Below are 14,001 nucleotides of genomic sequence, written 5' to 3' on the forward strand. Positions count from 1 at the left end.
CCCGCCACCGGCCCCGGGCCAGGCCCCCGGCCAGCCGCCGAACCCGTACGCGACCGCTCCGCAGCAGCCCTACGGGACGGCTCCGCAGCAGCCGTACGGGGGTGGCGGGCAGCCGCCGTACGGCGCGCCCGGCGCACCCAACTACGGCGCGCAGTACGGGGGTTATCCGCCGCCGCCCCCGCCCTCCGGTGGTAGCGGAGGCAAAGTCGCGCTGATCATCGTGGCCGCCGTGGCGGCGCTCGCGGTGATCGGCGGTGGCATCTTCCTCCTCACCAGCGACGGGGACGAGCGCGACACGGCCAAGCCCGGGCAGAGCGTGTCGGCGTCGGCGAGCGAGTCCGAGAGCCCGTCGGAGTCGGAAGAGGCCGCCGACGAGGCCACGGACACGGCCAGTGACACGCCCGACGGCGGTCTGGACGACGGCGGCTCCAGCACCGCGCCGGCCGAGGGCGTCGAGGGCCAGTGGCAGGACGACGAGGCCCGCACCCTGACGATCGGCGCCGAGCAGAGCACCGGGGAGGCCAAGGGCCAGCACCCGCTCTCCTACATCGACATGGTCGGCGGCAAGGGCATCATGACCGGCGTCGGCAAGTACCGCGACGACAACAACTTCCGCATGGCCCTCACGCCGATGGCCTCGAAGGACGTCAGCGACGACGACATCACGTTCGCCACGGTCCGCCGCTCCGGCGACGACGTCGTCATCACCTGGGAGGCCGGCGGCACGGACACGCTCAGCTATGTGGGCGAGTCGTCGGGCTGACGCACTCCTGTACCTCGGTGGGGGTGGGCCGGGAGCTTCGGCCCACCCCCACTGCTGTGCCCCTACTTCCCGCTCGCCGTCGACCACACCGTGACGGCCAGGGCCGTGCACGACGTCAGCGCGGCCAAGGACGGCAGGGGCCAGCGGGAGCGTTCCAGGGCGTCCAGGCGGTCCTCGTGTTCGGAGAGGGTCTTGTCGGTCTGGTCGGCGCGTTGCAGGAGGAGGGCGAGGTCGCCGCGGGTGGTGGCGAAGCCGACGTCCACGGCTCTTCGCAGACGCTCCAACTCCAGGGCCACGGAGGCCCGTTCGTCACTGCTCACCATCGGCGTCCCCTTCGGTCCCGGCCTTGAGCCAGGGTGGGAGAAGGCGTTCCACCGATGGCAGGGACATCAGTCGGCTCAGTGCCGTGGCCGCGACCACCAGCGTGGCGTAGCCGGGGAGATCGGCCACTCCCGGGGTGCCGGCGAGCAGTGGGAGGGCGGCCGCCACCGCCAACAGCGCCTGGATCGCCGTACGCAGTGCTCTGCGGTTCGAGTCGGTCATCGTTGTCCTCAACCTTCGTTCAGGTGCGTGGGACGCGCAGCTCGTCCCAGCTCGCGCGGCCCGGGATGCCGTCCGCGTCGGTGCCGGAGTAGCCGAGCCTGTGCTGCCAGGCGGCGTACGAGCGGCGGTCGGCGGCGGTCCAGGAGGGGCCGGGGCCCACCTCGTAGCGGCCGCAGCCCTCGGCGACGAGCCGTCTGCCCATGGCGGTGACGACCGCGCTGCGGCGGCCGGTGGTGAAGAACGCGGAGCCCGGGAAGGGTTCGTAGGTGACGCCCGGTGTGCCGGTGTTGCCGCCGCCCCCGCTCGCCGTGCCGGTCAGGCGCTTCGCGATTCTCGTGCGCATCCCCGCCATCGAGAACGTCGGGTCGATCTTGCGGGTCGTCCACTCCTTGTGGCCGATGACCCGGGACGCGGCCCAGCCGTGCGCCCGGCACACCGCCGCCGCGACCTTCTCCACGGCCGCCAGCTGGGCGTCGGGGTACGGGTCGCGGCCGTTGCCGAGGTTCTCGATCTCGAAGCCGTAGAAATGGGCGTTGCCGTCGACCGCGTCCGCGCCCGGTCGGGAGGGGATCGCCGTCGCGTTCCGTACGGCGTTGTAGGTGGCCGTCGCGCCGCGGCCGGCGTGGTTGGTGCGGCCGTAGCCGACCAGGTGGACCGTGCCGTCCTTCGCGATCACCGCGATGCAGAGGGGGCCCGGGAGGCCGGTCATACCGGTGCGGCACAGGGCGACGCTGTCGCGGCCCGCCGTGTGATGCAGCATCACACCCTGGGCCGGGCCCCAGGCGCCGACGGTGTTGCGGTTGTGGGCGGACCAGTTGCCGTGCTTCTTCAGTGTGACGCCTTCGGCGCGCAGCGCCGCCTCGAACGCGGCGGCGGAGAGGGGTGTGGCCATGGGTCTGTTTCCTTTCGGGCAGGAGTCGGTCAGGAGCCGGGCTGGAGTTCGGGCAGGAGAAAGCCCCGGCGCACCGTGGGGGAGCGGTGTACCGGGGCTCTCGTGGAAGGGGGATCAGAGAACGGGATCGACCCTGATGAAACGGTTGTCGTAGCTGGCCGTGTTCGTGCTCGTGGGCACCGCCGACCAGTACGTCGGGGTCGCCGAGTAGGCCGTGCCCGCGGTGAGGCCCGAGACCAGGAATTGGCTCGACGTCGACACACGGTCCGTGCTGAGGAGCATGGCGCAGCGGTCGATCGTGGAGGTCAGGAACACCGAGCCGTCCGAGACCTTCTTGATCGTCGCGCCCATGTAGCAGGTGGTCGCCGTCGAGTTGAACATCATGGCGCCCACCGTGACGATCACCCTGCCGGTCGGCGGCGCGACGAAGGCGGCCACCAGGGGGTCGCCGGTCGCGCTGGTCAGGGTCTCGTTGGGGGTGGTGGAGGTCGTCGTACCGGCGTCGTTGTTGAAGAGGAACACCGGGACGGGGGCGACCGGGGCCCAGACCGTGCCCGTGTGGTGGGTGAGCTGGTGGATGTCGTCGAGCCAGGCGACCATGCCGGCCACCGGGGTCGTGATCTGGGCGTCACGGGCGGTGGCGTTCGTGAACCGCATGACGGTACGGCTGTCGACGGCCTCCGCCAGGGACCGGAAGTGCAGCGGGACGTCGGCCGTGTCGGTGGACTGGGGGTACGGGAGGCTGTTGAGCGGGGTGTAGGCGGTCATGCCGTTTCCGTCTCCGTTCCTGAGGCGTCGGGGTCGGGCTCCTCGGCCGGCGGGGTGTCGGTGTCGGTGTCCGTGTCCGTGCCGGTGTCCGTGCCTGTGTCGGAGTCGGTGTCGCCCGCCGCCGGCTCGGTGGCGGGCGACGGTTCGGCGATGACCTCCACAGGCTCCTCCGGTTCCTCCGGCTCCTCCGGCTCCTCCGGCTCCTCCGGCTCCTCCGGTTCCGTGGGTTCCGTCGGCTGCTCCGGGCCCTCGTCCACCGGGTCGGGCACGCTCACCGTCACCTCGACGGGCCAGGCGACACCGGGCCCGGGGGCGGTGTCGCCTGTCGGCTCCGGTGTCGTCTCAGACATACGCGGACTCCTTGATCTCGCCGTAGGTGAACCCGGCGGCGGACAGCGCGGCCAGAGTCGGAAAGGCCGCGGTCACCTGCGCGTACGTCGACAGGGGCACGACGACCGGGTCCACCGGGGCGTCCGGGGTGAGACCGGTGTCGGCCGGTGTCCCGTTGGGCTGGGTACCGCGCAGGGTGAGCGTCTGCCGTACGCCGTTGTCGGCGGCCGCCGTCGTGTTCACCCCGATCACCCAGGCCAGGGTGTCCAACCGGGTGCCCGAGGTGTCGGTCAGCCGTACGACGTCGCCGAGCTGGACGCGCGGGTCGTACAGCACCTCCACATCGCCGATGACCGGCACCGGGTGGAGCCCGGCGTCGTGGAGCGCGTCGGCGATGTCCTGGGCCGAGGCCAGGTCCTGGATCCAGTCCGTGGTCTCGCCGGTGTGCTCCTGGCGGCCGTAGAACCGCTCGCTGTCGCTCCCCGGCGTATAGGCCGTGGCCAGCCGTTCGACGGGGTCGGCCTTCGGCTTCAGCGTCATCAGGTAGACGGACGGGGTGCCGGTTTTGGTGGCGGTGTAGAGCGGCTGGGAGGAGCGGTTGCTGAACCGCACGACCAGATAGCCGTCCTCGCGGCGGGTCAGGACGTCGACCGCGCCCTTGCCCGCCGTCGTACCGGCCGCGGTGGTCGCGAAGCGGACCTGGGAGCCCGCCGTGACGACCGAGTCGTCGTCCGAGGTCGGCGGCCCGATGTCGAACTCCTCCTCCGCCATCACGTACGACACGGTCAGCGTGCCGTTCGCGGGGACGGTCCGCACGACGGTGTCGGTGTACGTGGTGCCGGCCGCGGCCCCGAAGTCCTCCCACACCTTGGCGGGCTGGACGACGTAGTTGCGGCAGGCGTCGATCTCCTCCGTGAGGGTGAGCGAGGCGATGTCCCGCACCGAGGTGAGCGTGAGGTCGGCCTCGGTGGGCGTCTCGCTGAACCGGGTGTGGTTGCGCCAGCGGAAGATTCCGCGCTCGTCGAACTCGGCCGTCGACATACCGGCCTTGGCGATCTGCCCGATCGCCTCCCACTGCGACCCCGACACCCGTGGGATCGCGTACAACGGGAGGATCGCGTCGTCGAGTTCGGCCCCCTTGGACCAGGTGCCGGTCTGCGCGAAGACCGCCGTCGACGGCATGGCGGACAGTCCGCCCGTGAGCTGGACGCCCTCCACGGCCATGTCGGTGGTCAGCCTCAACTCCCGCAGCTCGGAGGCGTACTGGAGCCCGTAGGTCTCGACGTAGGTGCCGACGCCCCCCAGGTAGTGGGTGCCGTCGGGGCCGGTCAGCCGGGGTTGCACGGTCGGGTAGACCGAGCTGCCGGTGGAGCCGGTGGTGTCGAACAGGGCTCCGACGTGCCAAGGGCCCTTGAGACCGCGCAGACCGGGCCAGCTCCACTGGAAGTACCAGTACGCGCCGTCGACGGTCGCGGAGACCATCCGTACGGTGCCCTCCGCGAAGTTCACCTCCATGCGCAGCGAGCCGCGTGCGGTCCCGGTGCGGTCCAAGAGCAGTTCGAGGGCGACCTCGTCCCCGGGGCCGAGCGCCGGGTTGACCCACGCCTCCGCGAAGAGCCTGGTGCCGGGCACGGTGATCCGGGAGCGCGGGAACCAGCTCGCGGTGACGCCCGTCTGCCTCGGCAGCAGCGCCATCTCGTGCGGGGCGCCGTCCCGGGTCCAGGTGTACGAGGACGCGGGAGGCAGCAGTTCCGGCTGGCCGTACGGTGCGGCGAAGCCGCCGTGCAGACTCGCGTGGACCAGGGTGAGCGGCCGGCCCTCGGCGAACTCGGGGTAGCGGGCCGGCGGGGCGGTGAGCACGCCCGCCTGACGCAGCAGCTCGTCCACGCACCAGGTGGCGGTGGCGACCGGACGACCGTTGCTGAACCCGGCGTACGGCTTGGGCAGTTGGGCCGGGCCGCGCAGCCGCTCGGCGCCGTCGAGCGCCGTGAGCTGCACCGTGTCCGTGCCGGCCTGCGCCGAGCGGGAGCGGACGGTGCCCCGGAAGACCGGCAGCGTCGTCGCGCCGACCCCGCCCCGGTGCACCACGGACTGCCCCGGGCGGGCGATGTCGCCGGTGGCGCGCAGCGCCCAGGGGGCGTACAGCTCGGGCGCCGACGCCCCGTCCTTGCCGGAGAGCTGCACCTGCAGCTGCGCGGCGGACGAACCGGAGAAGGCGCGCATCGCGGCCGGCAGGTCGGTCGCGTACGACCGCTCCAGCTGCCACGACTGGACCTGCGCCGAGACGTCCTTGCCGCCGAGGCGGGTGGTGTGGGTGGTGGTGCGCTCACCGGCCGCGAGGGCGGCTTCGGTGGCGTCGTCAGCCTGCTGCACCGGACACCTCCACGAGATCGATGCTGAAGTTGCGGAACGGGAGCGGGCGGCCGGGCATGTCGCTGTAGCCGGTCACGGCCATCGGCGGCAGCCCGTCGCCCGGGACGCCGTCCGCCGCCGTACCGCCGTACGTGAGGCAGGCGCCGGAGAGGGAGTAGGTGCCCGCCGTGCCCGGCTTGCAGGTCGGGGTGACGTACGCGGCGCCGGCCGGGACGGTGCCGGTGACCAGGGGGCCGACGGCGGAGACCGTGCTGAGGTAGGAGCCGGTGGGCCCCTTGAAGTCCAGGCCGACGCTCTCCGTGCTGAGCGCGGCGATCGCGGTCGGCGCCTGGAACGAGACCTGGAGCCCGGGTGCGACCGGGAAGTTGCCGACGGTGCCGGCGCAGCGCCAGGCCACGGAGCTGTTGATGTCCGCCGCGGCGAAGGTGAACGTGCCGGCGGCCGTGAGACTCTCGGCCACCGCGCCGGTCGAGGTGGTGAACCACTGGGCGAGCCCCGTGATGTCGGTGGCCTTGGCCACGCCCCGGCCCAGGGCCTGACCGACGGTGAGCACATTGCCGGCCGCCGGGTCCACGAGGAACACGGTCGGCGCGAGCGAGCCGTCCATGCGCCGGGCGATCCGGTCGAGCGCCCGGGCGTGCGCCGGGGGCAGCAGGTCCCAGGCCAGCTTGATACGGCGTACGGGCGCGAGGTTGCGGGTGACGGTGACCCGGCCGCCGAGCGACTTGAACTCACTGACGCCCAAGTCGGCGGTGCGGTCGAAGGACTTGGCCGCCTGATCGATCTCGTGCATCGAACCGGGCGGGCCGATCCACAGGTTTCCCATGATGTCCCCTGGTGGGTGGGTGGGTGGGTGGGTGGAAGAGAGCATGAAAAAAGCCGATGGCGGCGGAATGCCGATGCCATCGACTGCTGGTGCTGGTGGCGCCTCTGCTGGGCCCGGTGTTCGGTTACCGGCGGGCGAGCTGTCGCTGGCCGAGGAACACCGCGCGGGCGATCTCCTGGGAGTCGACCTGGATGACGACCGGCCGGTCGGCGAGGCGCTCCACGGCGGAGGCGAGGGTGCGCAGACCGCCGCCGGAGCCGAGCATCCGCTCCAGCTTGGAGAGCGGGATGACCGCCTCGTGCTCGCCGGCCTCACCGAGCAGCGCGAGCGTGCCGCCGGAGCGGGCCTGCACGATGCCGCCCTTGGCGAGCTGCGGCACGGGAAGCGTCGGCAGGTTGAACTGGAACCCCTTGCCACCGATCACCGGCACCCAGTCCGGCACCTTGATCTTGACCCTGTTCAGCGAGCCGATCAGCGAGTTCAGCCCCCGGATCAGCATTCGCGACGGCAGCATGAACCCGTTGACGACGCCCTTGAACAGCGGTCCGAGCATCTTCGCCGCCGAGGACGAGGCGTTCTTGATGGCGCTCCACGCGGCGACGAGTCCGCGCTTCACCAGGGCGGCGACCTTGTCCATGTTCACGAACTGGGCGATGAGCGGCCCGAGCAAGGTCATGATCAGCCCGAACGGACTCGCCGCCATGGCCAGGTTGAGCCCCTTCTGAGCGAGCGAGGCCCCCTTGAGCCCCTTGCCCAGACTCCCCATCGACTTCCCGCCCTTGTCGGCGTTCTTCCCCGCCTTGCCGACGGACTTCTCGACGGCGTCGGCCTGCTTCTTCACGCCCTGGAGTGCCGTCTTGGTGTTGTTGGCCGAGGACTTGAGCTTGTCGAGGGACGACTTGAGTTTGTCGCTGCCGCTCCTGGACTTGGCGAACGAACCGTCCACGGTGCGCAGCCCCGTGTTGAGCTTTCGGACGGCGCTGTCACTGTTGTTGGCGGCGGTTCGGAGCTTCCCGACCGAAGTGGCTGTCTGCCCGCTCCCGTTCTTCAACTGCGAAAGGGGACTCGCGGCTGCCGCCGCCCCCTTCTGCAGCGCACTCATACTGCGAGTCGTCGTGTCGAGCTTTCCACGCATGCCCTGCAGGCTCGCGGACACGTTCAGCACGGCTTGTTTGAGACTCATGGGATTCACCTCCGGAGATGTTCGTGTGGCCTGGCAGGGCTTGTCAGCGGCCGTCCATCGTCCGCCTGAGCCCGCCGGCGGCCGTGTTCAATCGGTTCGTCTCGTCGGTGGCCCCTCGGGCTTCGCCGACCGCGCGTCGCGTTTCGCCCGTGGTGGGCGTGGTGTCGGGTGCCGTACGACGAGGTGGGGTGGGGTTGGTGACGGGCGCGGGAGTGGTCGTGCGGCCGTTCGCCGGCTGTCCGGGGGTGGCGTTCGTCGGCCTTGGGGCGGGTGCGGGAGTGGGGGTGTTCGTCGGTGTCGGCGTCGGCGTCGGCTCCGGCCGGGGAATTCGTTCCAGGCGATGGATGAGTCTGGTGTTCTCCGGATCGTCGGTGTACCTGAGGTTCAGCCGCTTGAGCACTGCTTCCTCGTTCAGTTTCAGGACCGAGGGAAGTTCGATCTTGATGATGTCCCAGGCGAGCTTGGCCGCCACCACTTCGAGGGCGAATCCCTTCCAGTCGCTGACGAAACCGGTGACTTCCGCCTTGTATTCGTTGAATTCATGCTTGAGGACGTACTTCTTTTCCTCCAGCTGCTTGAGCCGATTATCGATGGAGTCCTTGTTTCCGGCTCCGTTCATGCTCTTTCGGATGGAACCGATTTCGCCGTCGATACGGGAGATCTCTGGATCCTTCTCTGACATGTCTCACCTCCAGTGGCGTGCGCGGTAAGGTCGGCATGGTGATATCGGCGGGACAGCCGACAAGGGGGAGGGGCCGCGATGTCGTACGGATTCGGGTTCTTTGGTCTGATTTTTCTGGCGCTGGGTGCGGTGATCCTCCGCAACGACCTACGAAGGTGGCGCAACGCGGTGTTCGCCACCGGGATCGTGGAAGAGAAGATCTTCAAGCCCGGCCGGTCGACGCCCGCTGGTGTGGTCGTCGCGTACACGTCGCAGGACGGCGCGACAAGGCAGGTTTCCCTGGCCCTCCCGGCTGAGCACGCGCCGGTGGCGGTGGGGGATCCGTTCGAGATCGTCTACGACCCGACTGATCTCAGGCAGGTGTCGAGAGCCGCTGCCCATGACCCGGGAAGCCGTCCGCGTTTCAATGCCCTGATCGTGCTCGGCGTTTTGTTCTTGGCCGGCGCCGCAGTATTCCTGGCCATCGGGATCTGAACGGGCGGCGCGATTTCGGAGGCGTCCTCCGTCGTGGAAGAACGCCAGAACTGTCACGCCAGAACTGACACTGCGGATCCCGTGTGTCGGTCGCTCCCGACCCCCGACCGCCTTGTGGCGAAATGCACTTGCTTCACAATTTACATGCGTGACGAACACAGCTTCGTCGAGTATCCTCCGCTTGCCCGAAACTCGCAGGTCGATGTTGCTTTGACGGCATTGTCGGTGGAGGGCGCCGGTTCTGCCGGTACGGGGATGAAGTGGCCTTCTTCGGGAGGCGTAACGGGGGTAGTGCGTGGACGGGGAGCGCGGTACGGAGGTTGAGACGGGCGAAGCGGCTCCGGATGTGGATGTCGCGTTACTCGTCGACGAGTTGGTCAGACTGGTGCGGGCGCACGGCGGATCGGAAGTCGTGCTGTTCACCGCGGCCGAGATGGAACGGCGGGAATTCGCCGCCTATGCGCATGGCTGGAATGACGCCTTGGCGTCGTTGCCCCCGCAGTTGCGGCGGCCCGAACTGACGCTGCTCGATGGTGGCGTGATCATTCCGTTTCCGCGGGAGCCGGACGTCGAGGATTCCGACGGCGCCGGCCAGGGGGAACCCGAGGATCCCGCTCCGCCGCCCCGCAAGCGGCGGCCCCGGTTCGTCGAGAAGAGCGCTCGATCGAAGTCGCCCACCATCCCGAAGCTCGAACGTGGGTCATCCCGGCGGCCGGACCGCCGGGATTTTTTTGACCATTGACACGTGTGCCCGCCGCCGAACCGTGGACGTGTGCGCGTCCTTGTTCCGCGGCGGGCGCTGTTCTACAGGTCGTCGTCCGACGGGTGCTGGCGCGCGGTCGGCGGGTGCGGATGGGGGTGCGGGGGCGGAACCGGTGGAGGCGTTTGCTGGGGGAACGGCAGGATCTTGCCACCGGGGTCGCGGCGGGGCGGTGCGGCCTGGCCCTGCGCCTGGCCCTGACTGCGGAGCGCGGCAGCGGACCGACGCCGCTGGTCCTCGTGTTCGCCCCGGTCCCGCCAGCCCTGCCCGTACGCCTCGAACTCGCGTTTCTCGATCTCGGTCCGGGTGGTGACAACCAGGTCTGCCGGGACGGCCCGTTGCATGCGTACGGCAAGGACCTGCCGCAGTTCGGCCTCGGCTCTGTCCAGCTCGACGCCGCCCCACGCCTCGCCCTCGTTGTTCGTCACTCGGCCCCCACTCCCCGCGGACTTCACACATTTGCTTCGAACATATGCTCGATTGCACCTCGCAGGATACCCGAAGTGCCTGTGCCGGCCAGGACAAAACGGAGGCGGTTCCCGGCCACCTCCGCCGCACGGCCGAGGCTCACGCCACCTCGTACGAGCCGCCGACCCGCATGAAGTTGCCGCTCGCCCAGGCCGTCCCGAACAGCCCGGGACTGCCGAGCTGGTCGATCTTGGAGGAGGTGGCGGAGGTCGGGCCCCACAGCGTGTACGTCGTCGCGTTGCTGCTCGCGAGCGGCTGGCAGCTGATCACCCCGCGGCCGCCCGGACTGGACCCCACGCCGAGGTGCTGGGGGAGTCCGCCCAGCGCCCCCGCCTTCACCGGGTAGCCGATGAAGTAGTCGCCGCTGCCGTACGTCGTCGTCGAGCCGAACTGCATGAGCATCGTGAAGTGGCAGGTCTTGCCCACGATCGCGTACTTGCCGGTCAGTGAGCCGTTGCCGATGGCCGGGTTGGTCGTCTCGGCCGTCCAGGTCGGGGTGTACGTGTTCCAGGCGCCCATCGCCACCCACGCCGAGCCGGTGTGGTAGCTGAGCGTGCCGGGCGTCGAGAGCCAGGCGACCATGCCGGCGACCGGGGTGGTGATCGCGGCGTCCCGGTCGGTTGCGGTCGCGTACCGCAGGACCGTACGGCCGTCGATGCCCTCGGCGAGGCCCTGGAGATGGAGCGGAAGGTTCGCGATGTCGGTGGGCTGGGGATACGGCAGCCCACCGAGCGGGGTGTAGAGGGTCATGGGAGGGATCACTCCTTGGCTCGGGACTCAGGACTCAGGACTCAGGACTCAGGAGAAGAACTGGGCGAGTTCGGTGGGTGTCGGGTTCCGGACCGGCTCGGCGGCCGAGGACGGTGACGCGGGGGACGGGGACGCCCCGGACAGTGATGCCCCGGACGGTGACGCGGTCGCCGTGGGCGCCGGTCCGGTCCGTTCGTCCTCCGCCGTCGCCGGGCGCGGCACCGGCTCCGGATGGTCCAGCGGGTCCGCGTCCTCGTCCCGGTTCACCGTGGCGAACATCCAGTTCGCCTCCGCGAGCTGGTCGACGACGGACGCCAGCAGATAGTCGCCGACGGACCAGTGGGAGGCCTCGCCATGGAGTTTCTGGAGGGTCGCGCTGTCGCGTGGCAGATGCTTGACCAGCACCGCGAGCCGGCGGGAGGAGAGCCGGCCGCGGTGCCAGTCGAGCAGGTCCACGCCGTAGTGGCGGAGCAGGTCGGCTTCGAGGGCCTCGGCGTGTTCATCGACGAACTCGCCGAGGCTCAGCCTTCCCCCAGGCCGAGCCCGGTCTCCTTGCCGTACGCCTCCATGATCGCGGCGATGTCCTGCATGGTGACGTCGAGGCGGTCGAACCGCTCGTACTGGGCGTCGCCCAGCAGTACGCGCAGCAGGCCGTCCACGTCGTTGTCGTCGAGGTCGCGCAGGGCGCGCGCGGTCTTGCGGGTCAGCTCGGTGGGGAGCGTGAAGGTGTCCCCCTCGACGGTGAAGGACCAGGCGCGACCGAGCGCCTCCTGCCGCTGGGCACGGGCGGCGCTGACGTCGAATGCCATGGAGCTACTCCTTGTTGGTGACGTTGGTGACGTTGGTGACGTTGGTGACTGGTTGTCGGTGGAGACGGCGGGGGGGGGGGGGGGGGGGGGAGGTCCCGGCCCCACCCGCCTGGGCGGCCCCGCCCGTGACCCGGGCGGGGCGGTGGCTCAGAAGCCGGAGGCGCGCAGGCCGTGTCTCAGGAGGCCGTGCCGTACGCCGGGTCCTTCATCAGGAAGGTGGCCAGCGGCTTGGTGTTGTCGACGGCCAGCGCGGTGAAGGTGACACCGAGCTTGATGGAGGCCGTGCGGGTGAGCGACAGCTCCTCGCTCTCGGTGACCTGGCCGCGCGAGACGACGAAGCGGTACGTGATGTCCGTACCGTCGCTGAACTCGATGCCCATCGCCTTCTCGTTGAACTTCGGGTCGGCGGCCAGTTCGTACTTGTAGACGCCGGAACCGGTGGTGGTCTCCGCGACCGCGTCACCACCCATGAAGAACGGCAGGGTGTCCTCGTTCAGCTGGAGCAGCTGGAACTTCACCGTCAGGTCGCGGTCCGAGTAGATGAACCGGGCCGGGGACACGGACTGCCAGGTCTCGACCGGGTCGAGCTTGTCCTTCTTCGCCAGCTTGATGCCGTCCTGCGAGGTGAAGCCGAGGTCCTTCCAGCCGGACCCCCACGCGGAGGTGACATCGGTCGGCGCGGTCGTCCCGACCGGGGCGACCAGAATCCGCCCGGTACCGGCGACACGGATCTCGTTGGCGTTGCTGCCTGCCATGCGTAACTCCTTGAGAGAGATGAATACAGAGGGGCTGTGCCGACCACGCCCCTTCAGAGGCGCGGGGCTGTGCTCGACATGCGGCTCCACCGCGGGGGCGCGATCAGCCACGAACGATCCGCGCACGCGAACCGACATGGCCGACCGAGCTCTCAGGCGGGGCGGATGTGCAGCCGGACAGTCGCGTAGTAGCGATTGGCCGCGGCCCGATTCCAGTCCGGCAGCCAGCGGGGCCCATCCGCCTCGACCACGTCGGACACGACCGCCGACCCGTACGTCGTCCCCCGCAGCGCGAGCACCGCGGAACGAACCGTCAGGGCGAGCGTGTGCGCCGCCGTCTTGGTGGGCCCGTAGACCTCGAAGTCCACGAGCGGCTGGTCCAGACGCAGGTCGTCCACCCAGGCCCCGCCGGCGCGGGAGACCAGGACGACCTGCTGGGTGCCGTCGAACCCGCTGGGCGGAACGTTGTCCACGGTCGCGGTGGAGAGTTCGGGGCGGTCGGTCAGGAAGTCGACGACGAGTCGTTCGACATCCGGGAAGGTGACCGTCGTATCGGCCACGGTGAGACCTCCCTTCTTGTGTCGGAGGTATGCGAAACGGCGGGGCCGTGTCCCTGGGGGCACAGCTCCGCCGCTGCACCAACTGTGACACGTTGCGAGCGCGCGCGCAACTAATTCTTTCGTGGGTCTGCGGGGCGGCCCCGAAACGCACGTAGCCCCGTCACACCCAGGGGTGTGACGGGGCTACGGAATCCAGGTCCTGCCGACGTCCTCTCAGCCGCGTCGGCCACGCCCCCGCGTGGCCCGCTCCGCCGCGAACACGTCCTCCAGTCGGTAGAGATGGGTCCGCCCCTGCCGTCCGGCAGCCTCCAGGTGACCCAGCTGAACCCACTTCCGTACGGTCGCGGGGGCCACCCCCGCCTCGGTCGCCGCGGCGGCACCGGTCACCAGCGTCGGGGACGAACCGGTCGGCCCCGCAAGGGAGTTCCCCATCAGGCGGCCCCCGCCTCGGCCGAGCCTCGGGCCCTGTCGGGGTCGACCGGCCCGGTGAACTCGTCGGCGTCGATCAGCGTGGCGATCTCGTCCGCGTCGGCCCCCGCCTCCGCCGCGAGCTGCGCCCAGCCGGTCTCCGTCCAGCTGTGCCGGTGGGCGGAGTTGTCCGCGCACGGGCACTCCTCGTCGGTGCAACGGCATCCGGGGTTGACGCACAGAACCGTGCGCCAGGCAGGCATGGCCCGCAGGGAGACCGAATCGCACCACGGGCAACGGCCGTTGACGCGGATCATGGTCTCGGGGTCGCCGAGCGTGCGCCCGCAGCGGCGGGCCATCCGGCGGCACTCGTCGAGGACGTGCCGGGCGAGAAGGGGGTGCCCGGCGATGTCGTCCAGCAGGGCGGTGATGCGGCCGAGCCGCCTCGGCACGTCCGCGCGCGAGGGTCGGCCGAGCCCGAGTTTCTCCCACACCGCCTCCTCCAGTTCGACCACCCCGTCGGTGATGTCCCGGACGGCGTCGGAGACATGGAGGCGGATCGGGGCGGCGCTCGTGCCCAGCGGGGCTAGGCCGTGCCGCTCGCCGAGCAGTGTCTCGGCGCGTTCCGCGGCGTCCCGTTCGCCGAGGGCGCGGAGC

Annotated in this window: 20 protein-coding genes; 3 read left to right on the top strand and 17 right to left on the bottom strand. The window is 70.3% G+C overall.

Annotation, left to right across the window (positions count from 1 at the left end; all coding sequences use genetic code 11):
* Positions 1–763, top strand: a 763-nt coding sequence (locus tag AWZ10_RS35140; protein WP_060893033.1) for a hypothetical protein, incomplete at its 5' end; no start/stop codon positions are given.
* A 62-nt stretch (positions 764–825) separates the two neighbouring features.
* Here the strand turns inward: AWZ10_RS35140 and AWZ10_RS35145 are convergent.
* The 9 genes from AWZ10_RS35145 to AWZ10_RS53130 form a co-directional block, all read right to left on the bottom strand.
* Positions 826–1,086: a hypothetical protein gene (locus tag AWZ10_RS35145; protein WP_046708176.1), complete on the bottom strand. Its 261-nt coding sequence runs from the start codon at positions 1,084–1,086 to the stop codon at positions 826–828.
* Complete coding sequence (locus tag AWZ10_RS35150) at positions 1,073–1,306, bottom strand: hypothetical protein (protein ID WP_046708177.1); 234 nt, start codon at positions 1,304–1,306, stop codon at positions 1,073–1,075. The genes AWZ10_RS35145 and AWZ10_RS35150 overlap by 14 nt, the downstream gene beginning before the upstream one ends.
* Positions 1,307–1,325: 19 nt before the next feature.
* The gene (locus AWZ10_RS35155) at positions 1,326–2,198 is read right to left on the bottom strand and encodes a peptidoglycan-binding protein (protein WP_046708178.1); all 873 of its coding nucleotides are present in this window, start codon (positions 2,196–2,198) and stop codon (positions 1,326–1,328) included.
* 114 nt (positions 2,199–2,312) lie between these two features.
* Entirely contained in the window at positions 2,313–2,966 is a 654-nt protein-coding gene (locus AWZ10_RS35160; protein WP_046708179.1) for a hypothetical protein, read from the bottom strand.
* Complete coding sequence (locus AWZ10_RS35165) at positions 2,963–3,316, bottom strand: hypothetical protein (RefSeq protein WP_060893034.1); 354 nt, start codon at positions 3,314–3,316, stop codon at positions 2,963–2,965. Before AWZ10_RS35165 ends, AWZ10_RS35160 begins: the two co-directional genes overlap by 4 nt.
* Positions 3,309–5,669 (bottom strand): hypothetical protein, encoded by a 2,361-nt coding sequence (locus tag AWZ10_RS35170; RefSeq protein ID WP_060893035.1) that lies wholly within the window; start codon positions 5,667–5,669, stop codon positions 3,309–3,311. The genes AWZ10_RS35165 and AWZ10_RS35170 overlap by 8 nt, the downstream gene beginning before the upstream one ends.
* Positions 5,656–6,495 (bottom strand): hypothetical protein, encoded by an 840-nt coding sequence (locus AWZ10_RS35175; RefSeq protein WP_046708182.1) that lies wholly within the window; start codon positions 6,493–6,495, stop codon positions 5,656–5,658. Before AWZ10_RS35175 ends, AWZ10_RS35170 begins: the two co-directional genes overlap by 14 nt.
* Positions 6,496–6,619: 124 nt before the next feature.
* Positions 6,620–7,678, bottom strand: a complete 1,059-nt coding sequence (locus AWZ10_RS35180; protein ID WP_078935794.1) for a hypothetical protein — start codon at positions 7,676–7,678, stop codon at positions 6,620–6,622.
* A 43-nt stretch (positions 7,679–7,721) separates the two neighbouring features.
* The gene (locus AWZ10_RS53130) at positions 7,722–8,297 is read right to left on the bottom strand and encodes a hypothetical protein (RefSeq protein ID WP_159058468.1); all 576 of its coding nucleotides are present in this window, start codon (positions 8,295–8,297) and stop codon (positions 7,722–7,724) included.
* A gap of 141 nt (positions 8,298–8,438) precedes the next feature.
* On the opposite strand from AWZ10_RS53130, the gene AWZ10_RS35190 reads away from it, so the two are divergent.
* Positions 8,439–8,834: a DUF3592 domain-containing protein gene (locus AWZ10_RS35190; RefSeq protein WP_046702840.1), complete on the top strand. Its 396-nt coding sequence runs from the start codon at positions 8,439–8,441 to the stop codon at positions 8,832–8,834.
* 295 nt (positions 8,835–9,129) lie between these two features.
* Positions 9,130–9,576: a hypothetical protein gene (locus AWZ10_RS35195; RefSeq protein WP_046702839.1), complete on the top strand. Its 447-nt coding sequence runs from the start codon at positions 9,130–9,132 to the stop codon at positions 9,574–9,576.
* Positions 9,577–9,638: 62 nt separating this feature from the next.
* On the opposite strand, the gene AWZ10_RS35200 is transcribed toward AWZ10_RS35195, so the two are convergent.
* From AWZ10_RS35200 to AWZ10_RS35235, 8 genes are all read right to left on the bottom strand, one after another.
* Complete coding sequence (locus AWZ10_RS35200) at positions 9,639–10,022, bottom strand: hypothetical protein (protein ID WP_046702838.1); 384 nt, start codon at positions 10,020–10,022, stop codon at positions 9,639–9,641.
* Between the two features lie 139 nt (positions 10,023–10,161).
* On the bottom strand, positions 10,162–10,812 hold the full coding sequence (locus AWZ10_RS35205) for a hypothetical protein (protein ID WP_060893037.1): 651 nt from the start codon (positions 10,810–10,812) through the stop codon (positions 10,162–10,164).
* A gap of 48 nt (positions 10,813–10,860) precedes the next feature.
* Complete coding sequence (locus tag AWZ10_RS55965) at positions 10,861–11,268, bottom strand: hypothetical protein (RefSeq protein WP_046702842.1); 408 nt, start codon at positions 11,266–11,268, stop codon at positions 10,861–10,863.
* A gap of 65 nt (positions 11,269–11,333) precedes the next feature.
* On the bottom strand, positions 11,334–11,621 hold the full coding sequence (locus AWZ10_RS35215) for a hypothetical protein (RefSeq protein WP_046702837.1): 288 nt from the start codon (positions 11,619–11,621) through the stop codon (positions 11,334–11,336).
* Between the two features lie 176 nt (positions 11,622–11,797).
* Positions 11,798–12,376 carry a phage tail tube protein gene (locus tag AWZ10_RS35220; RefSeq protein WP_046702836.1) on the bottom strand — a complete coding sequence of 193 codons (579 nt, stop codon included), beginning with the start codon at positions 12,374–12,376 and terminating at the stop codon, positions 11,798–11,800.
* Between the two features lie 152 nt (positions 12,377–12,528).
* Positions 12,529–12,936 carry a hypothetical protein gene (locus AWZ10_RS35225; RefSeq protein WP_046702835.1) on the bottom strand — a complete coding sequence of 136 codons (408 nt, stop codon included), beginning with the start codon at positions 12,934–12,936 and terminating at the stop codon, positions 12,529–12,531.
* Positions 12,937–13,149: 213 nt separating this feature from the next.
* Positions 13,150–13,368, bottom strand: a complete 219-nt coding sequence (locus tag AWZ10_RS35230; protein ID WP_046702834.1) for a hypothetical protein — start codon at positions 13,366–13,368, stop codon at positions 13,150–13,152.
* The coding region (locus AWZ10_RS35235; protein WP_060893038.1) for a hypothetical protein at positions 13,368–14,001 on the bottom strand (634 nt) is incomplete at its 5' end. The genes AWZ10_RS35230 and AWZ10_RS35235, both read right to left, overlap by 1 nt.

Origin of the sequence: Streptomyces europaeiscabiei (genome assembly GCF_001550375.1) — a bacterium.
GTDB classification, from domain to species: Bacteria; Actinomycetota; Actinomycetes; order Streptomycetales; family Streptomycetaceae; genus Streptomyces; species Streptomyces europaeiscabiei.